This window comes from Actinoplanes sp. NPDC051537 (genome assembly GCF_055586105.1).
Window position 1 is genome coordinate 434,312 of sequence record NZ_JBVJIU010000001.1, and the last position, 19,262, is coordinate 453,573.

Genomic DNA, 19,262 nt, shown 5'->3' on the forward strand with positions numbered 1-19,262 from the left:
GGATGGACTCACGCTCTCCTCCCGGCGGCCGCCCCCACATCGGGAGCGGCTCTTCAGAAACCGCCCTCGTCCTCTTCAGATTCGCGGCCCCGGCGCCTACGGGCGAGCTCGGCCAGTTGCACCCGGTTAGCCGTCCCGGTCTTGCGGAGCATGTTCGAGATGTGCACGCCGATGGTCTTCTCGCTGAGCACGAGGGCCTTGGCGATCTCGGCGTTGGTGTGGCCGGCCAGCAGGTGACCGAGGACGTCCCGCTCGCGCCGGGTGAGGCCGGGCAGCTCCGGTCCCGGCCCGGCGGCCGGTTCGCTCTCGGCCAGCTCGATGCGGGCGCTGCGCGCCAGTCGTTCCAGGTCGGTGAGCAGCGGTTGGGCGGCGAGCTCGGCGGCCAGCCGGTGGGCGAGCCGAAGCGCCTCCGGAGCCTGCCGGTGCGTGGTGCGGTCGCGGAGGGCGGCGTGGGCCTGCCGCCAGCGGGAATACGCCTCGTCCCACGGCAGCCGGGCCGCGCGGCAGGCCTCCGCGGCTTCCCGCCAGAGCGCCAGTTCGGCGGGGTCGCGGGTGGCCCGGGCGGTCTCGGCGTCGGCGCTCAGCTGCCACGCCCGGTGCTGGTCGGGCGGCCTGGCCTCGTCCGGGTCCGGGATCACCGTGGGGAAGCGCCGGCGGAAGTCGGCGAGCACGGCCAGCGCCGGCGCCGGGTCGCGGCCGGCGTCGCGGTCGCGGTCGGCCCGGTCGGCCAGCGCCCGGGCGGCGATCGGCAGCATCTCCTCCACGTACGCCTGACGCTCGAGGTCACGGACGGCCAGCTCGAACGCCCGCTCCGGGTCGCCGGCCGCCAGCGAGACCAGGGCCAGCGTCTCGTCGAAGAAGACGTACTGGAAGCCGGCGACGTCCGGCGGGAAGATCTCCTCGGCGCGGGCGAGGTGCCCCTCGGCCTCGTCCTGCCGGCCCTGCAGGCAGGCGAGCCGGGCCGCGGTCAGCCGGGCGACCACGTCACCGCGCGGGCCGGGCCGGGCGCCGAGCGCCACCCGCAGCCGATCCCGGCTGCCTCGCCAGTCGCCCGCCAGCAGCAGCAGCCGGGACTCCCAGGCGCACATCTCGGCGACGTGGCTGTGCGGCGCGCCACCCGCGGCCAGTTCCTCGCCGGCCCGGTGGAAGACCTCGGCGATCTGGCGTGGCGACCCGGCCAGCGCGTTCGCGGTCGCGTAGACGGCGAGCCGGAAGCACCGGAAACGAGGCAGGCCCGACGCGATCCGCCAGGCCCGGGCCGCCGCCTCGGCCGCACCCGGCTCGCCCCGGAGGAGCTTGGCGAACATCGTGACGACGAGCGCGTTCGCGATCGCCTCCCCGTCGCCATTCCGCTCGGCCCGGTCGAGCGCCTCCGCGGCCAGCGAAACGCCCTCCGGATCGCCGAGCGTGAGCAGGTCGTCGGCCAGCATGGCGGTGGCCAGGGCGTGTTCGGCGCTGTCCGGATGGTGCGCCGTGGCGGCGACGAGCGCCCGGCACGCTTCGACGTCCGGGCCGGCCAGGCCCATCCCCCCGCGCAGCCCGAGCCGGCGGTACACCAGGCGGCAGTGCCGAAGGGGTTCCCGATCGGGCGGCACCAGGCCGATCAGGGCCTCGACCGCCTCCAGCTCCTCCGGCCCGAGCCCGGCCTCCTCGGCCGCGTCGCGCACCCGATCCCACAGGTCGACGCGGCTCGGACGCGGCTCGTCCAGGTGCGGCCACAGCGACAGCGCACGCCGGAGCAGCCGCAGCCGTTCCGCGGCCTGCGCCGTGCCGCCGGCGGCCCGCAATGCCCACCGGAACGCCGGCTCGGTCATCCCGGCCCGGTCGTGGTGGTCGGCCAGCTCTCCCGGGTCGTCGAGCACCCTCGCGTACGCGATGTGCATCTGTCGCCGTTCTTCCGGGAGAAGGTCGGCGTCGAGGACCTCGGCCAGCAACGGGTGGGTGAACCAGTAGCGGCCGTCCGGGTCGGCCCGCAGCACCCCGGCGCCGACCGCCTCGCGCAGCGCAGGAAGCACCGGTTCGGTGAAGCCGAGCGCGGGCGCGAGCCGGGTGAGCCGGTCGTCGGCCCGGGGATGACCGCCGACCGCGACGATCCGGGTCAGCTCCCGCGCCGCCGGCGACATGGTCTGCCAGGGCCGGATCACCGCCTCACGCAGGCGCGCGGTCCGCGTGGCCGGCAGCGTGGTCGCGCGCGGATCGACGTCGCGCACCAGCAGGCCGGTCAGATACGGGTTTCCGCCGGCTCGTGCGTAAACCTCGTCGACCAGCCGCTCGTCGGCCGGACGCCCGAAGATCCCGGCGATCTGCTCCCCGGTCCCGGCCCGATCAAGACGATCAAGACGCATTTCCCGTACGCGCGGAAGCCGTTGCACATCGGCCAGCCACCCGGTCAGCCATTCCCCCTCGGCGCCGGCCCGCAGGGTGGCGACCACCGCCAGGCGCCGTTCCCGGCGTCCCGCGATCACGTACAGCAGAACGTCCAGCGAGCTGCGGTCGGCCCACTGCAGATCGTCGACGACCAGCACCACCGGTCGCTCGGTGGTCACCCGGTCCAGCCAGTCGTCGAACTCCACCACCGTGACGCCGTCGTCGAGTCCGGCCCGCCGTACCACCTGGCGAAACGGCAGCAGCGGCACGGTCATCGAGCTCAACGGGAGGCAGGCGGTCCAGATCGTCTCGACCCCGCCGCCCGCGGCCCGGCACGCCTCCCCGACCAGCGCCGTCTTGCCGACTCCCGGCTCGCCACGCACCAGCAGCGTCGAGGCCCGCCCCGCCACGACCTCGGCGACACACCCCGACACGGCCGCGATCTCCTCGGCTCGCCCGGCCAGTGCCACACGTCGAGTCTCCGCCCGCCGGCCGTCTTCGTCGAGGCCGCGGCCCGCAAGCGCTAACGGCGCCGAGCGACGAGGACGATCTCGGGTGCGCCGGGCGTGATCGGGCTCCGATCCCAGCCACCGTACTGATGCGAGATCGAGAATCCCGCCTCGTCGAGGGAGCGGCCGAGCGAGCCGGCGTCGCGGAACGCAAGCACGTCACGGCTCGATTCCTCCTCGCCGGTGCGCAGGTTGCGGGTGAAGGGGCCGAGGTCCAGCACGCTGGTGGCCCGGAGATCATCCGCCAGCGAGGCATAGAAGCGATGGTCGTGACGCCCCGGGTTCAGCTCGTCGTAGGCGGCGGCGAAGTCCAGGGCCATCCGTTCAGTAGTACTGGACGAGGCAGAACTCGTGCCCCTCGGGATCGGCCATCACGACGACCACGCCCTCGTCGTAGTCGTGCCGCTCGCCGGTGAAGCGGCCGCCCAGCGTGGCCACCGTCGCCATCGCCTCGTCGATGTCGTCGACGGTCACGTCCAGATGGATGCGCACCTTGCCCGCTGCCGGCGCGGACACCGGCTGGAAGACGAGGCGGGGCTGGGGATCGCCGCGCTCGCCCAGATAGACCCAGCCATCCTGGGCGGGCCCGGGCGGGCGGCCGAGCAGGGCGCTCCAGAAGCGGCCGACCAGCTCCGGGTCGAGGCAGTCGATCGTCACGCCGGACCACACGTTCGCCATCGGCCGATCCTGTCAGGCCGCCTTCGCCAGCAACTCGGCGGTGGCCTCCCACAGCCGGCGCTCGCGCTCGCGGTCCCGGGCGACCGGCTTCACCTCGACCACCCGGTCCTTCAGCACGAACGCGCCGTCGCGCAGGCCCGCCCACTTCGCGTCGAGGGCGACCGAGGCCAGCGCCGGCCCGGACCGCTCGGGGGTGGAGACCCCGGGGATGCGGGCCAGGCCGCGGCCGATCGCCTGCAGGGCCGGGGGCGCGTCGCGGCTCAGCGAGGTGCCGGGCATCCAGCCGGGCTCGAACACCGAGACGCCGATGCCGGGGCCGGCGTGCCGCTGCAGCTCGTGGGCGTAGTAGAGGAGGGCCAGCTTGGCGTTCGAGTAGGCCACGCCCGAGGCCTTCATGCCCGGGTTCGCGGCGCCGACGGCCGGGCGGGCGATCTCGACCGGGTCGCGCCAGTCGGCCTCGGGCACGCTCAGCATCTTGCGCCAGACATTGGCGTGGTACGTGTTGGAGCCGAGCAGCACGATCCGGGCCGGCGTGGCGAACGAGCCGAGCAGGTCCCCGATCAGCTGGGCGTGCGCGAGGTAGTTCACCGCGAACGTCAGCTCGTAACCGTCGGCGGACGCCGTGCGCGTGTCGGCCGACATGGCGCCGGCGTTGGCAACCAAGGCATTCAAGGGCCCGATTTCCCGTACGGCCGAAGCCGCCGCCCGGACGTCGGCCAACCGCGACAGATCGCAGTTGATCTCGTGTACGCGGGCGCCCCGGGCTCGGGCCTCGGCCGCGACCGAACGAAGACCGCGCCCGACGAGCACCAGCTCGGCGCCGGGGCGATCGGCCATGGCGAGGGTGGCGGCCCGGCCGAGACCGCGGGTCGGGCCGGTGATGAGGGTGGTGGTCATGGCACCAGCGTGCGGAAGAAGCCGCCGGTCAGGCAGTCGTTCCGTTGTCGTAGGAATGGCAGGGCCAGGACAACGGCGCCGGCGCCGCGCAGACTTGAGCGCGTGGAGTCGTGGGAGTTCGGCCGGACCGTGCGCCGCTGGCGCGACCGGGTCGCGCCCGAAGACGTCGGCGTGCCCGTCGGCCGGCGCCGGCGCGCGAGCGGGCTGCGCCGCGAGGAGCTGGCCACGCTGGCCGGCATCTCCGCCGACTACCTGACCCGGCTCGAGCAGGGCCGGGCCACCGCGCCGTCGGCCCAGGTCGTGGAGGCGCTCGCGCGGGCGCTGCGGCTGGCCGGCGCCGAGCGCGACCTGCTCTACCGGCTGGCCGGGCACGCCGCGCCCGGACTCGACGTCGTGCCGTCGCGGATCACGCCGAGCGTGCAGCGGCTGCTCGACCGGCTGTCGCACACGCCGGTCGTGGTCTACGACGCCACCTGGACGCTGGTGCTGGCCAACGCCCCGTACGACGCGCTCATGGGCGACACGACGACCTGGCACGGCATCGAGCGCAACGCCGTCTGGCGCAACCTGCGCGGCCCCGGCGCCCGGGTCGTGCACACGCCCGAGGAGCAGGCCGACCACGTCACCCGGCTGGTCGCCGACCTGCGCCTGACCGCGTCCCGCTACCCGGCCGACCGCACGCTGCGGCAGCTCGTCGCGCGGCTGGCCGACCAGAGCCCGCGCTTCGCCGAGCTGTGGGAGTCGGACGTGCCGCCCCCGCCGCCGGACCCCTCGAAGCGCAAGGTCATCGACCACCCGGCGGTCGGCCGGATGACACTCGACTGCGACACGCTCGTCGTCGCCGTCGACGACCTGCGCATCACCGTCTACACCGCCGAGCCCGGCACCGAGGACGCCGAACGCCTCGCGCTCGCCGTCGTGCTCGGCACCCAGTCGCTGGTCGAGTAGGCCCGCCGGCCGGGGCTCCGGGTCAGCCGCCGGTGTAGAAGGCGAAGACGCGGTCGGCGCGCTCGGCGGCCGCCTTCGGGTCGTCGCCGTCCTCGACGGCCACCCGGGCCCAGGCGTCCGAGCTCGCCCGGTAGAACTGCTTGCCCTCGTCGGTGGCGACCCAGGCGATCAGCTCCTCCATCGAGGGGCGCGTGGCGGACGGGTCGTCGAGGTGGCGGGCCAGGCCGTAGAGGCCGCCGTCCCAGCCGACACCGGTGGCGCCGGGGCCGAACTGCTCCCACCACTCGTCCTTGACGTGGGCCACGTGCTCGAGCTCGAAGCGGGTGCCGGCGCCCTCGGGGATGAGCCGGACCTCGATCCACGAGACTTCCTCGCCGTACTCCCAGGTCGCCTGGAAGCCCTTCGGTTTGTCGCAGGCGGTGACCGTGCCGCCGGCGTTGCCCTCGAGCTGGTAGTGGCCGCCCTCCTTGAGCTCGCCGGTGATCGGCATGAACCAGCGCTCGATGCGCTCGGGGCGGGTCACGACCTCCCACAGGTCGTCGATGCCGGTGTCGTAGACCTGGCTGATGGTGGAGACCCGGGCCTCGCCCGCCTCCAGGGTGCGGCGGCCCAGCGTGCGCCGCACGTTGCTGATCTGCTGGCGTACGTCGATCATCGGGTGTTCCCCTCGTCTGCGAGACGTCGTTGTCGTTTGCCGCGGGCGACCTCGGTGGCCATGGCGTCGAGATGCGGCGCCCAGAACCGGCGGAACCGGCCCAGCCAGGCGTCGGCCTCGCGCAGCGCGGTGTCGTCGACGGCGTAGAGCCGCCGGGCCCCGGCGGGCCGGACCGTGGCGAATCCGTTGTCTCGCAACACCTTCAGGTGCTGCGAGACGGCCGGCTGGGATATGCCGAACTGGGCCCGGATGACCTCGGTGACCTCGCCCGAGGACCGTTCGCCGTCGGCGAGCAGCTCCAGGATGCGACGGCGGACCGGGTCTCCGAGCACGTCGAACGCGTGCATGGGCGGTACGTTATCAGACCACACTTATATAAGTCACGCGCGAAATACAGCGTTGCGGATCGCCGCGGCCATGGTCTCGGCGGCGACCGCCCGGAGCAGGTCGAGATCGGCGCCGGGGGTCTCGCCGGTCGCCAGCGCCACGACCGCGTCGCCGTCGTAGCGGGAGTGGGCCGGGTGGATGGCGCGGGCATAGCCGGTATTTCCGGATTGGGCGAGGAGGAAACAGTCGCTTTTGGAGAGGGCGGCGTCGGTCAGCAGAACGCCGATTGTCGTGTTGAATCCGGCATGGGGTTGTGCTGGAGAGGGAGGCGCGGCCGAGCCCTCGAACAACGGCGCGCCGTCCGGGGCGAGCACGTCGCCCCAGGCGTTCACGACGACGATCGCACCGAGCGAGGCCGGCCCGGCACTGCCGTAGGCGACGCCAAGCCCGCCGGGATCGAGCCGCGACCGCCACTTCCCGGTCGTCGCGCCCGCGCCCGCACCCACGCCGCCGGTCCGGAACGGCTCACCACCCAGGGCGGCCTCCAGGGCCAGCGCGCCCGAGGAGGCGGTCGGCGGATCGCCCGCGACCGAGCCGTCGAAGATCGACATTCCGACCACGATCGGCACCGGCCCGAGCGGCGTCGCGAAGCCGCGCCCGAGGGCCCGCAGACCGCCCATCACGCCGTCGCCGGCGGCCAGGCCGAACGCCGAGCCGCCGGACAGGACCACCGCGTCCACCCGGTCGACCAGGCGGGACGGCTCGAGCAGCGCGAACTCCCGGGAAGCCGGCGCGCCCCCGCGCACCTCGCCGGACCCGACCGTGCCGGGCGGCGGCACGATCACGGTGACGCCGGTTCCGGCGCCGGTCCAGTTTCCGGCGAACGCCGACAACAGCTGCGGAGTGCTCACTCCCCCATCTAACCGGTCAGTACCGGAACGTGGACACCAGGCCGGTCAGCTCCGCCGACATCCGGGCCAGCTCGGCCGTCGCCTGCTGCGACCGCTCGACGCCGCCGGTGGTGAGCCGGGCCGCCTCGGCCACGCCGGTGATGTTGCGGGCGATGTCGCCGGTGCCGGCCGCCGCCTCGCCGACCGAGCGGTTCATCTCGGCCGTCGTCGCGGTCTGCTCCTCGACCGCGGACGCGATCGTGGTCTGGAAGTCGCTGATCCGCGCGATCACCCGGCTGATCTCCTCGATCGCCACCACCGCGCCGCCGGTGTCGGACTGGATGGCCGCGACCCGCCGGGAGATGTCCTCGGTGGCCCGGGCCGTCTCCTGGGCAAGGTCCTTGACCTCCGACGCCACCACCGCGAAGCCCTTGCCGGCCTCCCCCGCCCGCGCCGCCTCGATCGTCGCGTTCAGGGCCAGCAGGTTGGTCTGCTCGGCGATCGACGTGATCGTGTTGATCACGTTGCCGATCTCCGAGGACGACTCGCCGAGCTGGTTCATCGTCGACGACGTGCGCGAGGCGAGCCCGACCGCCTCGGTGGCGACCTGCGCGGCCTCGGACGCGTTGCGGGAGATCTCCCGGATCGACGCGCCCATCTCCTCGCTGCCCGCCGACACCGTGTCCACGCTGCGGGAGATCTGCTCGGCGGCGGCCGACACCGCCTGCGCCTGCACCGCCGTCTCGGAGGCCGACGACGCGATCTGCCGGGCCACCCCGCTCATCTGCTCGGAGGCCCCGGCCAGCGAGGACGCCGACCCGTCGATGGTCGAGACCGTCGAGCGCAGCCGGTGCATGGCCGCGTCCAGCGCCTGGCCCATCTGCCCGGGCTCGTCGCCGGAGGTGAGCCCCGAGGTGCGGGTGAGATCGCCGGCCGCCAGCCCGTCGCACACGTCCTTGACCCTGCGCAGCGACCGCACGATCGTCCGCGCGATGTAGGCGCCGAGCCCGATCGCGGCCAGCGTGCCGGACACCAGCAGCAGCACGGTCTGCAGGCGGCTCTCGCGGTGGTCGCGGTTCGCCTCGGCGACCGATGCCGAGGCGTCGGCGCTCTCGGCCGTACGCAGATCGGCGATGTTGTCCTTGATCTTGTTCGTGATCGGGGTGATCTGCTGGTCGCGGACCGCCCGCCAGGCGGCGATGTCCTTCGTGCGGCCGTTCTCCAGCTGCTCGTTCTTCGCGATCTCGGTGTAGGCCGCCCAGTTCGCCTCGAACGCGGCGATCAGCGCGGCCTCGGCGGCCGGCCCGCTCGCGTGGTAGGCGGCGATCGCCTCGTCGACGGCCGCGAGGTCATTGGTGAACGTCTCGGTGTACCTCGCGGTGGTGGCCGTGTCGCCGGAGAGCATCTGGTTGGCCAGGCTGAGCCGCGACTGCGCGGTCGTGCTGGCGATCAGCCCGAGCGCGTTGGTGCTGGCCAGGTTGTTGGCGTAGATCTCCCGGGCGGCCGCGGCCGCGCCGCTGAGCGCGTGCAGGCCGAGAATGCCGATCAGCAGCGAGACCGCCACGCCGACCACGACGATGATCCCGATCTTGACTTGCACGCTGAGATCGGCAAAGGATCGACCCGTTCTGCCGGCGCTCATCCCTTTTCTCCCGCCCGCCGCGCTTCTCCGGAAACAACCGTACGATCCGGGGATGGGGTCATGGCGAGGTTTGCCGTATTCACGCCCCCGCCATCGACGGGCTTGACACCCCCGGCGAGCACGAGCAGTCTCCGTTATATCGATTTAGCACGCCCGTCCCAGGCGACTCACCGGCGAGGGGACGTCCCATGGACCGAGTTTTCGCGCTGACCGCGGCGGGCGTCACGGTGCTGATCGAGGCGTCCGGCGGCCTCCCGGTGATCGCCTACTGGGGCCCGGAGCTACCGGGCCTCGACGCGAGACAGGCGGCCGAGTTGCTGCGCGCGCTCGATCCGGTGCCCGGCACCAACGATCTCTCCCGCCGCCCGCGCGTCTCGGTCCTGCCCGAGCACGCCGGCGGCTGGATCGGGCGGCCCGGCCTGAGCGGTTCGGCGTCGGGCCCGGGGTGGTCACCCTCTTTCAAGGCGATTCCCCCGTACGCGACGGCACCCTCCCGCGGATCCCAGGTGACCGGGGCCGGCGACCCCGCGCGCGCGAGTGAGGAAGGAGCGAGCCGCGCGCCGGGCGACGAGCAATCCGGCGCGAGCGGCCCCGGCGCGAGCGGCCCCGGCACGGGCGGCCCCGGCACGGGCGGCCCCGGCACGGGCGGCCCCGGCACGGGCGGCCCGGACGCGTTCGGGTTCTTCGCGGGCGGCGCCGGCGTTCTCGCGTTCGCGGCGGCCGACGACGAGGGGCGGCTCGGGCTGCGGCTGGAGATCGAGCTGCTGGAGTCGGGGCTGCTCCGGGCGCGCGCCGAGCTCGAGAATCGCGCTGCCGAGGCGTACGCGCTCAATGACCTTGTGCTGTCCTTCCCGGTGCCGGACGAGGCGAGCGAGATCCTCGACTTCGCGGGACGGCACAACCTCGAGCGGGTGCCGCAGCGGGCGCGGTTCGGCGTCGGGACGCACCTGCGCGAGAACCGGAAGGGGCGCACGGGGGCCGACAGCGCGTACGTGCTGCATGTCGGGACGCCGGGGTTCGGCTTCGCGAGCGGGCGGATCTGGGCCGTGCACACCGCGTGGAGCGGGAACCACACGCACTACGCCGAGCGGGTCTTCACCGGCGAGCAGCGGATCGGCGGCGGGGAGCTGCTGCTGCCGGGCGAGATCCGGCTGGCCGAGGGCGAGCGCTATCGTAGCCCGTGGGTCTACGGCGCGTACGGCGAAGGACTCGACGCGATCGCCCGCCGCTTCCACCGGCATCTGCGGTCGCGGCCGCGGCCGGTCGGCGCCCGGCGGCCGGTCACGCTCAACGTCTGGGAGGCCGTCTACTTCGATCACGACGCCGACCGGCTCATCGATCTCGCCGAGCGGGCGGCCAAGGCCGGGGTCGAGCGGTTCGTGCTGGACGACGGCTGGTTCGGCTCGCGGCGGGACGACACGTCGGGCCTCGGCGACTGGGTGGTCTCCCCCGACGTGTGGCCGGACGGGCTGCATCCGCTGGTCGACCGGGTCAAGCGGCTGGGCATGCAGTTCGGCCTGTGGTTCGAGCCGGAGATGGTCAACCCGGACTCGGAGCTGGCCCGCGAGCATCCCGACTGGATCATGGCGGCGCGCGCCGAATGGCCGGTCGCGTCGCGCCACCAGCAGGTGCTCAACCTCGCCATCCCGGACGCCTTCGCGCATATCAAAAATCAAATACTTGCGATATTGGACGAGTACGACATCGGCTATATCAAGTGGGACCACAACCGGGACCTGATCGAGGCCGGCAACCAGGCCGAGCACGGCCGGGCCGGGGTGCACGAGCAGACGCTGGCGTTCTACCGGTTGCTCGACGAGCTCCGCGCCGCACACCCGGGCCTGGAGATCGAGTCGTGCTCGTCCGGCGGCGCCCGGGTCGACCTCGAGGTGCTCGAGCGCGCCGACCGGGTCTGGGTCTCCGACAACATCGACCCGCACGACCGGCAGTCGATGCTGCGCTGGACGACGCAGCTGATCCCGCCGGAGCTGATGGGCTCGCACATCGCCTCGGGCCGCTCCCACGAGACCGGCCGCCGCCACGATCTCGCGTTCCGGGCCGGCACCGCGATCTTCGGCCACCTCGGCATCGAATGGGACCTCGCCCACGCCACGCCGGCCGAGCTGACCGAGCTGGCCGACTGGGTGGCGCTGTTCAAGGAACACCGGGACCTGCTGCTGGCCGGCGACCTCGTGCGCATGGACGGCTACCCCGGCAATCTGTTCGTGCACGGCGTGGTCGCCCCCGACCGCTCCCGCGCGATCTTCGCGATGGCCACGCTGGACAGCCCCTACCCCGATCCCCCGGCGCGGTTGCGTTTCCGGGGCCTCGACCCGGCGCGGCTCTACCGGGTGCGGCCGATCCGCCCGATCGGCATCGCCCCGCCGTGGTGGTCGGACGCGCCGGCCGCCACGGCTGTCCCGCTCATCGGCGGCAGCGAGGCAGGGGGCGGCGCGATGACAGGCGGCGCGGCGGGGGGCAACGCGATGGCAGGCGGCGCCGCGACAGGAGACGCAATGGCAGGCAGCGCGGCGACAGGCGGCGCGGCGACAAGCGGCGCGGCGAGCCGCACGGGAGCGGGGGATGCGGCAGCGAGCGGCGCGGTAGCGGGGGACGCGGCGACGGGGGGTCCGGCAGCAGGCGGCGCGGCGGGGGGCGGCGCGGCAACAGGCGGTGCGGCAGCACGCGGCACATCAACGGCCGGCGCGGTGTTCAAGGCCGGCGCGGTCCTCTCCGGGGCCGCCCTCGAGCACGTGGGCACGGCCTGCCCACGCGTACATCCGGATCAAGTAGTTCTCTATCGCGCCGACGCCGAAGGCTGAGGCGCACGCCGCCGGGCGCCCCCAGGGGCGTCGACGACGTTCCCCCGGCGAAGGAGACACGATGGCCGTCGAAACCCCCACCAAGCCGGCCGTGGCCGGCACCACCCCCCGACGAGCGAAGAAAAAGGACGACACCGGGCTCGCATTGCTGTTCATCGCGCCCGCGCTGATCGGCTTCCTGGTCTTCATGCTCTGGCCGACGCTGCGCGGCATCTACCTCAGCTTCACGAAGTTCAACCTGCTCACGCCGCCGAAGTTCAACGGCTTCGACAACTACGTGCGGATGGTCCAGGACCCGGTGTTCTGGAACGCCCTCAAGGTCACCATCTACTACGTCTTCGTCAACATCGTGATCCAGACCGTCGTGGCGCTGGTCATCGCGGTCATGATGCAACGGCTGACCAAGCGCACCTGGTTGCGCGGGATCGTGCTCACCCCGTACCTGGTCTCCAATGTGGTTGGCGCTCTGGTCTTCCTGTGGATCCTCGATTACCAGCTCGGCATCGCCAACAAGGTGATCGCGGCGATCGGCCTCGACCGGGTCGCGTTCCTCACCAGCAGCACCTGGGTGATCCCGACGGTCGCGCTGATCAACGTCTGGCGGCACGTGGGCTACACGGCTCTGCTGATCTTCGCGGGACTGCAGACCATTCCCGAGACGATGCACGAGGCGGGGCGCGTCGACGGCGCGAGCGAGCTGACCATGTTCCGCCGCATCACCGTCCCGCTGCTGCGGCCGATCATGGCCCTGGTCCTGATCATCACGGTCGTGGGATCGTTCCAGGTCTTCGACACCGTGGCGATCGCGACGAAGGGCGGCCCGGTCGACTCGTCCCGGGTCCTTCAGTACTACATCTACGACATGGCGTTCGGGCGCTTCCAGTTCGGCTACGCGTCGGCCATGTCGGTGGCGCTGCTGATCGTGCTGGTCGTGATCACGTTCGTCCAGTACCGGCTCACCCGGGCCTCCTCGTCGGACCTGGCATAGGGAGGCTGACGTGACCGCATTGACGACCCCCACCCCCATCCCCGTGGCCGAGCCCCGGCGCCGGTTCGGCATCGGCCGTACGCTCGCCTGGGTCTTCATGATCTTGGTGATCTTCCTTTCCCTCTTCCCGTTCTATTGGATGCTCCGCACCGCCCTCTCGAGCAACAACGCGCTTTATGCCGGGTCGGACAGCCTGCTGCCGGTGCAGTTCTCGTGGGGCGGGTTCGCGCGCGTTTTCGGGCTGCAGACCGGGCAGGAGGCGATCGACGCCGGTGGCGCCGGGCAGCCGATCGCGTTCTGGCACTACCTGCTCAACTCGGTGATCGTGTCGTCGCTGGTGACGGCCGGGCAGGTGTTCTTCTCGGCGATGGCCGCCTATGCCTTCGCCCGGCTCCAATGGCGGCACCGGGAGAAGTTCTTCGCGTTCTTCCTGGCCGGCCTGATGATTCCCACCATTTTCACGCTGCTGCCGAACTTCGTGCTCATCAAGCAACTGGGCCTGGTCGACACCCTGCTCGGGATCGCCCTGCCGAACATGCTGATGACGCCGTTCGCCGTTTTCTTCCTGCGGCAGTTCTTCCTCGGCATCTCGCGTGAGGTCGAGGAGGCCGCCCTGGTCGAGGGCGCGTCGAAGGTGCGCGTCTTCTTCCGGCTGATCCTGCCGATGTCGTCGGCGCCGATCGCGACGCTGGCGATCCTGACCTACATCACCTCGTGGAACGACTATTTCTGGCCGTTGATGGTCAGCTACACGGATCGGTCGCGGGTGCTGACGGTCGCGCTCGGCGTCTTCAAGTCGCAGACGCCGCAGACCGGGCCGGACTGGTCGGGCCTGATGGCGGCGACGCTGGTGGCGGCGCTGCCGATGCTCGTTCTGTTCTGCTTCTTCGCCCGGCGGATCGTCAATTCGATCGGATTCAGTGGTATCAAATGAGACGACTACTCGCTTTCTTCTCCGTGGTGCTGCTCGCCGGGTGCGGCTGGTCGGGCGTCGACGCGGCCACCAATGCCGGCGGCGGCAACGGGACCATCGAATATTGGCTGTGGGACTCGGGGCAGCAGCCCGGTTATCAGAAGTGCGCCGACGCGTTCGCCGCGAAGAATCCAGGGCTCAAAGTTCACATTTCCCAGTACGGCTGGGACGTCTACTGGCAGAAGCTGACGGCCGGGTTCATCGCCGACACCGCGCCCGACGTCTTCACCGATCACCTGGCGAAGTTCGCGCAGTTCGTGGACCTCAAGGTGTTGCGGCCGCTGGACACGCTGGGGCCGACGGCCGACGTCAACGACGGCGACTATCAGCCGGGCCTGGCCGAGCTGTGGAAGGGCCAGGACGGCAAGCGGTACGGCACGCCGAAGGACTGGGACACGATCGCGATGTTCTACAACGCGTCGGCCCTGTCGGCGGCCGGCGTCGACCCCGCCTCGCTGAAGGACCTGACCTGGAACCCGACCGACGGCGGGACGTTCGAGAAGACGATCGCGCACCTGACGATCGACACCCACGGGGTGCGCGGGGACGAGCCGGGCTTCGACAAGAGTCACGTGAAGCAGTACGGCTTCGGGTCGGACGGCAGTGGCGGCGGCGGGTGGGGCCAGACGCAGTGGTCGGCCTTCACCGGAAGCGCCGGCTGGCAGGCCACCGACAAGAACCCGTGGGGCACGCACTTCAACCTGGACCAGCCCGCCGTCCAGGACACGCTCAACTGGTACTTCGGCCTGGTGCGCAAGGGCTTCATGCCGACGTTCCAGGAGATCGGCGGCAACAACCCGATCGGGCCGGACAAGCAGATCCAGTCCGGGATCGCCGCCATGGCCCTGAGCGGCTCCTGGATGATCTCCACGTTCACCAAGCTGACGGACGCCTCGGGCAAGAAACTGAACATCGGCGTGGCGCCCACCCCGATCGGGCCGTCCGGCAAGCGAGCCTCGATGTTCAACGGCCTGGCCGACTCGATCACGACGTTGTCGAAGCAGCCCGAGAACGCGGCCAAGTGGGTCAAGTTCCTCTCCGGCAGCGAGTGCCAGAGCATCATCGGCCAGTCGGGCGTGGTCTTCCCGGCCCGCCCCGAGGGCACCGACCTGGCGATCGCCTACAACCGCGACGAGCGCAAGCTCGACGTGTCGCCCTTCACCGACCAGGTCAAGAACAAGACGACGTTCCTGTTCCCGGTGACCACCAACGCCGCCGACATCACGGCGCTGATGATCCCGAGGATGGACGCCGTCTACATCGGTGATGCTCCGGTGTCGTCGCTGACCACGCTCAATGACCAGCTGAACAAACTCTTCGAGGTCGCCGGGTAGGGGCGGGCTCTGCGGGGGCCCCGCGCGGCGGCGGGGGTCAGGCGCCGCGCGGGGCCGGACGCCGCAGGCCGCGCGGGGCCGGACGCCGCAGGCCGCGCGGGGCCGGACGCCGCACGCCGCGCAGCGCCGTACGCAAGACGCCGAGCGGGGCCACCCACATGCCGCGCCGGGCCCTGCGCCGCGCGGGGGCCACATGCCGCGCACCGCGCGGGAGGTCACATGCCGCGCACCGCGCGGGGCCACATGCCGCGCACCGCCCGGGAGGCCACATGCCGCGCACCGCGCGGGGGCCACATGCCGCGCACCGCCCGGGAGGCCACATGCCGCGCACCGCGCGAGGCCGCACGCCGCGCGGGCCGTGCGCCGAACGCCGCGCGGGCCCTCCACATGCCGCCCACCGCGCCGGGCCGTGCGCCACACGCCGCGCGGGGCCGCACGCCGTCCACCGCGCGAGGGGGCAGGCCGCACGCCGCGCGAGGTCACGCGGCCGTGGCGGGGCTACAAGCTGCGCGCACACGCTGCTCGCCGCGCGGGGTCACACGCTGCGCGCCGCCCGGGGTCGCACGCTGCGCGGGGGGCGCGCGGGCTAGCGGTAACCCTCGTCGTCGGCGGGGCGACCCGGACTCATCACCTCCGTGAAGTAGCGGGGAAAGTCGGGGCGGCTGCCGTCGGCGTCGGTCACCGCGTACTCGACGGCCAGGTCGTGGCTCGACAGCGTGCGGCCGGTGAAGCGGGACCGGCCTGGGTCGGCGGCCAGGGCGGCGACGCCGCGGGCCACGTAGGACGGCGACTCGGTGATGCCGAAGTGCGGCGCACGGGCCGTGCCCTCGCGCCAGGTGGGCTCGGTTACGCCGTACTTGTCGAGCATGCGCTCCGACCGCAGCCAGCCGGGGGTCACCGCCACGGCGGTGGCGTCGTGCGCCTCGAGCTCGGCCGACTGGGCCTGGGCGAGGCGGATCACGGCCACCTTGACCAGGTCGTAGAACGCCGAGCCGCGGTAGTCGCCGTCGATCGCCTTGCCGTCGGTCATCTCCACCACGAGACCGCCGGGACGCCGGATGAGCAGCGGCAGCGCGTGGTGGCTGGTGATCAGGTGGGTGTCGACGCCCTGGTGGAGCAGGCGGAGGCCGCGGTCGAGGGAATGCTCCCACAGCGGCTTGCCCCAGTCGGCGAACATGTCGCCGCCCCACACGTTGTTGACCAGGATGTCGAGGCGGCCGTGCTCGGCGTCGATGCGGGCGATCAGCGCGGCTACCTCGGCCGGAACGGCGTGGTCGACCCGGACGGCCACACCGGTGCCGCCGGCGGCGTCGACGGCCGCGGCGGTCTGCTCGATGAACTCGGGACGGTCCATCTCCGACCGGCGCGCCGCCGTGCTGCGGCCGGTGGCGTAGACGGTCGCGCCCAGCGTGCCGAGCTCGACGGCGATCGCGCGGCCGGCGGCCCGGGTCGCGCCGGCGACCAGCGCGACCCGGCCGGCGAGGGGACGGTCTGCGGTCATGCCGGCATCGTCCCAGGCGGGTACGACAGAAATCAGGCGCGCAGCGACCGCATCGCGCCGGCTACGCGGGCCAGCTCGTCGAGCATCGCCACGGCGGCGGTCTCGGTCGTGTCGCTCGCGTCGAAGCGGCCGTCGGACATCTGGTTGTGCACGAACGGGATGTTGACCGCCTGGTTGATCATGAACAGGTTGAGGGCGTACGCGCTGGCGTGCAGGGCCACCGCCGAGCGTGTGCCGGCCGAGACGCCGCCGTAGCTCACGACGCTGGCGGGCTTGTAGCGCCACTCGTTGTGCAGGTAGTCGAGGGCGTTCTTGAGCGACGCGCCGATGCCGTAGTTGTACTCGGGGGTCACGAAGACGAACGCGTCGGCGGCCGCGACCTTCTCGCTCCAGCGCTTGGTGTGGTCGTGCTCGTACTTGCCGAGCCGCGGGTGGTGCGGCTCGTCGAGCATCGGCAGGTTCTCCTCGGCGAGATCGGCCACCGAGACGTGGAAGCTCCCGTTGGCCTTGGCGGCGTCGACGAACCACTGCGAGACGGGCAGCCCGACCCGGCCGGGACGGGTGCTCGCGACGATGACCAGCAGATTGAGGTCACTCACAGTGGCGGTTCCGTTCTCGTCCGAAGAAGTTGCTGTAGCAAGCAACAAGACTACGCCACGGTCCCGGATCCAGGCTCGGCGCATGGCGCACGGCCGTGCGGGCGCCGATCGGCATGCGCGACGGCGGCGCCGTGATCATCGTCCCGGCCGACGCCGACGCCGACGCCGACGCCGACGCCGACGAGCGCGATCGCATCGCGAAGGTGCTGATCGGGCTCGGCGGGCGGTCGGTGTACTACTTCGGGTTCGAGCGGGTCGAGTCGCTCAGCCCCGCCTAGCGTTCGCCTCGATCTCGTCGATGATCTGCGGCCACAGCGGGACCGGCAGGTCGTGGCCCATGCCCGGGATCAGCACCAGCGACGCGCCGGGGATCGCCTCGGCGGTGGCCTCGCCGCCGGCCATCGTGATCAGCGGGTCGGCCTCGCCGTGGATGACCACGGTCGGCACGGTCACGTCGCGTAGCGCGGGGGTGCGGTCGGGCGACGCGATGATCGCGGCGTACTGGCGGAGCGTGCCGGCCGGGCGGTAACCGCGGTCGTACTTCGCGGCCACCCGGCGCTCGATCTCGCCGTCGGGCGCGGGATAGGCCGGCGAGCCGATCACCCGGGCGGCCTCGATGCCGGCGGCGATGGCGCCCTCGCGGTCGGTGGCGGGCGGGCGCAGCAGCACGGCCTGGGCCTCGGGGGTGGGCCGGCCGACCCGGGCGCTGGGCGTGGACATCATCGAGGCGAGGCTGGCGACCAGGCCGGGGTGGTCGATGGTGAGCTGCTGGGCGATCATGCCGCCCATCGAGGCGCCGACCACGTGGGCGCGCTCGACGCCGAGGGCCTTGAGCAGGGCGGCGGCGTCGTCGCCCAGGTCGGCGAGCAGGTACGGCACCGAGGACGGGTCGCCGGCGATGATGGCCGGCACGTCGGGCAGCCCGAGGCCGTCGAGCGCGGTGGACAGGCCCGAGTCGCGGTTGTCGAACAGGATCACGTGGAAGCCGCGGGCCGCGATCTGCTCGACGAAGGCGGCCGGCCAGTCGATCAGCTGCGCGCCCAGGCCCATGACCAGCAGCAGGGGCGGGTCGGCGGGGTCGCCTACGGTCTCGTACCAGATGTCGATGCCGTTGGCATGGATCTCGGCCACGTCAGCTGTTCCTTTCGGGGGTCGGAGCTCTGGCGCACCTGGAGATCGGCCGGGAACACCAGGCGCCAATGCGGGGCGAGGCGGCGGTCGACCAGGGCCCGGGTGGCGGCGGCGGCCATCTGCTCGACCGGCTGCCGCACCGAGGTGAGCGGCGGGATCGCGCAGGCGGCGATCACGCTGTCGTCGAAGCCGACCACGGCGACGTCGTGCGGCACCCGGCGGCCGAGATCGGCCAGGGCCTGCATCGCGCCGGTCGCCATGAGGTCGCAGCCGACGAAGAAGGCATCGACATCGGGATCGGCCCGGAGGATGGCGTGCGTCAGGTCGTAGCCGGCCTGGCGCCGGAACTTGCCGGTCTCCGCGATCTCGGGCAGCCCGAGCTCACGCACGGCTCGCTGGTACCCGAGGCGGCGGCCGGCAGCGTCGTGGTTGCTGTCCTGCCCGTGCAGCGCGGCGATGCGACGCCGGCCGGTCGCATGGAGATGCATGACCGCGGCGTACGCTCCGTCGGCGTTTTCCATGCTCACGTACGGGACCCCGGGCGCCGACGGGGCCATCGACACCACCCGGTCACAACGGTCGAAGAAGGACGCCGCCAGCGCGTCGGGCACGTTGATCAGCAGCACGCCGATCGAGACCGTCTCGACCAGGCGCGACAGCAGCGCCGCCGCGTCGCCCTCCTCGACGACGTGCACGCTCAGGTGCGCGGTGGTGCCCGTCAGCTCCTGCAGGATGCCGGCCGTGACCCGCCCGTAGTAGGGGCTGTCGCTGAACACCGAGGCCTCGTCGACCACCACGAGCTCGACCAGGTCGCCATGCCCGGAGGCCAGCGCCCGCGCGACCGGGTCGGGCCGGTAGCCGAGCCGGGCGATCACGTCCTGCACGTGGGTGCGGGTCAGCGGCGAGACGCCGGGCGCGTCGTTGATGACCCGCGAGACGGCCGCCTTGGACACGCCGGCCTCGGCGGCGACATCGGCCAGCGTTGGCCTCCGGTGCGGCAT

At 72.4% G+C, this 19,262-nt stretch carries 18 protein-coding genes; 6 read left to right on the forward strand and 12 right to left on the reverse strand.

Annotated features, from left to right (window positions below; genetic code table 11):
• Nucleotides 1-53: 53 nt before the first annotated feature.
• The 4 genes from ACZ6TB_RS02040 to ACZ6TB_RS02055 are packed head-to-tail and all read right to left on the reverse strand — an operon-like array spanning nucleotide 54 to nucleotide 4,451.
• The gene (locus tag ACZ6TB_RS02040) at nucleotides 54-2,837 is read right to left on the reverse strand and encodes a helix-turn-helix transcriptional regulator (RefSeq protein ID WP_465549550.1); all 2,784 of its coding nucleotides are present in this window, start codon (nucleotides 2,835-2,837) and stop codon (nucleotides 54-56) included.
• 53 nt (nucleotides 2,838-2,890) lie between these two features.
• Entirely contained in the window at nucleotides 2,891-3,196 is a 306-nt protein-coding gene (locus tag ACZ6TB_RS02045) for a hypothetical protein (protein WP_465549552.1), read from the reverse strand.
• 4 nt (nucleotides 3,197-3,200) lie between these two features.
• Nucleotides 3,201-3,554, reverse strand: a complete 354-nt coding sequence (locus ACZ6TB_RS02050; RefSeq protein ID WP_465549554.1) for a VOC family protein — start codon at nucleotides 3,552-3,554, stop codon at nucleotides 3,201-3,203.
• A gap of 12 nt (nucleotides 3,555-3,566) precedes the next feature.
• Complete coding sequence (locus ACZ6TB_RS02055) at nucleotides 3,567-4,451, reverse strand: SDR family NAD(P)-dependent oxidoreductase (RefSeq protein WP_465549556.1); 885 nt, start codon at nucleotides 4,449-4,451, stop codon at nucleotides 3,567-3,569.
• 102 nt (nucleotides 4,452-4,553) lie between these two features.
• Between ACZ6TB_RS02055 and ACZ6TB_RS02060 the strand changes: the two genes are divergently transcribed.
• A complete protein-coding gene (locus ACZ6TB_RS02060; protein WP_465549558.1) occupies nucleotides 4,554-5,399 on the forward strand; it encodes a helix-turn-helix transcriptional regulator in 846 nt (281 codons plus the stop codon).
• Between the two features lie 22 nt (nucleotides 5,400-5,421).
• Here the strand turns inward: ACZ6TB_RS02060 and ACZ6TB_RS02065 are convergent, their stop codons facing one another.
• Genes ACZ6TB_RS02065 through ACZ6TB_RS02080 form a run of 4 tightly spaced genes read right to left on the reverse strand, consistent with a single transcriptional unit; the run spans nucleotide 5,422 to nucleotide 8,913 of the window.
• The gene (locus ACZ6TB_RS02065; protein ID WP_465549560.1) at nucleotides 5,422-6,054 is read right to left on the reverse strand and encodes an SRPBCC family protein; all 633 of its coding nucleotides are present in this window, start codon (nucleotides 6,052-6,054) and stop codon (nucleotides 5,422-5,424) included.
• Complete coding sequence (locus ACZ6TB_RS02070; RefSeq protein ID WP_465549562.1) at nucleotides 6,051-6,401, reverse strand: ArsR/SmtB family transcription factor; 351 nt, start codon at nucleotides 6,399-6,401, stop codon at nucleotides 6,051-6,053. Before ACZ6TB_RS02070 ends, ACZ6TB_RS02065 begins: the two co-directional genes overlap by 4 nt.
• A gap of 33 nt (nucleotides 6,402-6,434) precedes the next feature.
• On the reverse strand, nucleotides 6,435-7,292 hold the full coding sequence (locus ACZ6TB_RS02075; protein ID WP_465549564.1) for a P1 family peptidase: 858 nt from the start codon (nucleotides 7,290-7,292) through the stop codon (nucleotides 6,435-6,437).
• A gap of 16 nt (nucleotides 7,293-7,308) precedes the next feature.
• Nucleotides 7,309-8,913 carry a methyl-accepting chemotaxis protein gene (locus ACZ6TB_RS02080; RefSeq protein ID WP_465549566.1) on the reverse strand — a complete coding sequence of 535 codons (1,605 nt, stop codon included), beginning with the start codon at nucleotides 8,911-8,913 and terminating at the stop codon, nucleotides 7,309-7,311.
• A gap of 188 nt (nucleotides 8,914-9,101) precedes the next feature.
• Here ACZ6TB_RS02080 and ACZ6TB_RS02085 point away from each other — a divergent pair, with 188 nt between their 5' ends.
• The 4 genes from ACZ6TB_RS02085 to ACZ6TB_RS02100 all read left to right on the forward strand — a co-directional run bounded on the left by ACZ6TB_RS02085 (nucleotide 9,102) and on the right by ACZ6TB_RS02100 (nucleotide 15,030).
• The gene (locus ACZ6TB_RS02085) at nucleotides 9,102-11,735 is read left to right on the forward strand and encodes an alpha-galactosidase (protein ID WP_465549568.1); all 2,634 of its coding nucleotides are present in this window, start codon (nucleotides 9,102-9,104) and stop codon (nucleotides 11,733-11,735) included.
• A gap of 61 nt (nucleotides 11,736-11,796) precedes the next feature.
• Entirely contained in the window at nucleotides 11,797-12,723 is a 927-nt protein-coding gene (locus ACZ6TB_RS02090; protein ID WP_465549570.1) for a carbohydrate ABC transporter permease, read from the forward strand.
• A gap of 10 nt (nucleotides 12,724-12,733) precedes the next feature.
• Complete coding sequence (locus ACZ6TB_RS02095) at nucleotides 12,734-13,657, forward strand: carbohydrate ABC transporter permease (RefSeq protein ID WP_465549572.1); 924 nt, start codon at nucleotides 12,734-12,736, stop codon at nucleotides 13,655-13,657.
• Complete coding sequence (locus tag ACZ6TB_RS02100; RefSeq protein ID WP_465549574.1) at nucleotides 13,654-15,030, forward strand: ABC transporter substrate-binding protein; 1,377 nt, start codon at nucleotides 13,654-13,656, stop codon at nucleotides 15,028-15,030. The genes ACZ6TB_RS02095 and ACZ6TB_RS02100 overlap by 4 nt, the downstream gene beginning before the upstream one ends.
• A gap of 586 nt (nucleotides 15,031-15,616) precedes the next feature.
• On the opposite strand, the gene ACZ6TB_RS02105 is transcribed toward ACZ6TB_RS02100, so the two are convergent.
• Nucleotides 15,617-16,531: an SDR family oxidoreductase gene (locus ACZ6TB_RS02105; protein ID WP_465549575.1), complete on the reverse strand. Its 915-nt coding sequence runs from the start codon at nucleotides 16,529-16,531 to the stop codon at nucleotides 15,617-15,619.
• 32 nt (nucleotides 16,532-16,563) lie between these two features.
• Nucleotides 16,564-17,130, reverse strand: a complete 567-nt coding sequence (locus ACZ6TB_RS02110; protein WP_465549577.1) for an NADPH-dependent FMN reductase — start codon at nucleotides 17,128-17,130, stop codon at nucleotides 16,564-16,566.
• Nucleotides 17,131-17,225: 95 nt separating this feature from the next.
• On the opposite strand from ACZ6TB_RS02110, the gene ACZ6TB_RS02115 reads away from it, so the two are divergent.
• A complete protein-coding gene (locus ACZ6TB_RS02115) occupies nucleotides 17,226-17,408 on the forward strand; it encodes a hypothetical protein (RefSeq protein WP_465549579.1) in 183 nt (60 codons plus the stop codon).
• Here ACZ6TB_RS02115 and ACZ6TB_RS02120 read toward each other — a convergent pair.
• Nucleotides 17,395-18,261, reverse strand: a complete 867-nt coding sequence (locus tag ACZ6TB_RS02120) for an alpha/beta fold hydrolase (RefSeq protein WP_465549581.1) — start codon at nucleotides 18,259-18,261, stop codon at nucleotides 17,395-17,397. The two genes, ACZ6TB_RS02115 and ACZ6TB_RS02120, sit on opposite strands and share 14 nt — an antisense overlap.
• Nucleotides 18,213-19,262: a LacI family DNA-binding transcriptional regulator gene (locus tag ACZ6TB_RS02125; RefSeq protein ID WP_465549583.1), complete on the reverse strand. Its 1,050-nt coding sequence runs from the start codon at nucleotides 19,260-19,262 to the stop codon at nucleotides 18,213-18,215. Before ACZ6TB_RS02125 ends, ACZ6TB_RS02120 begins: the two co-directional genes overlap by 49 nt.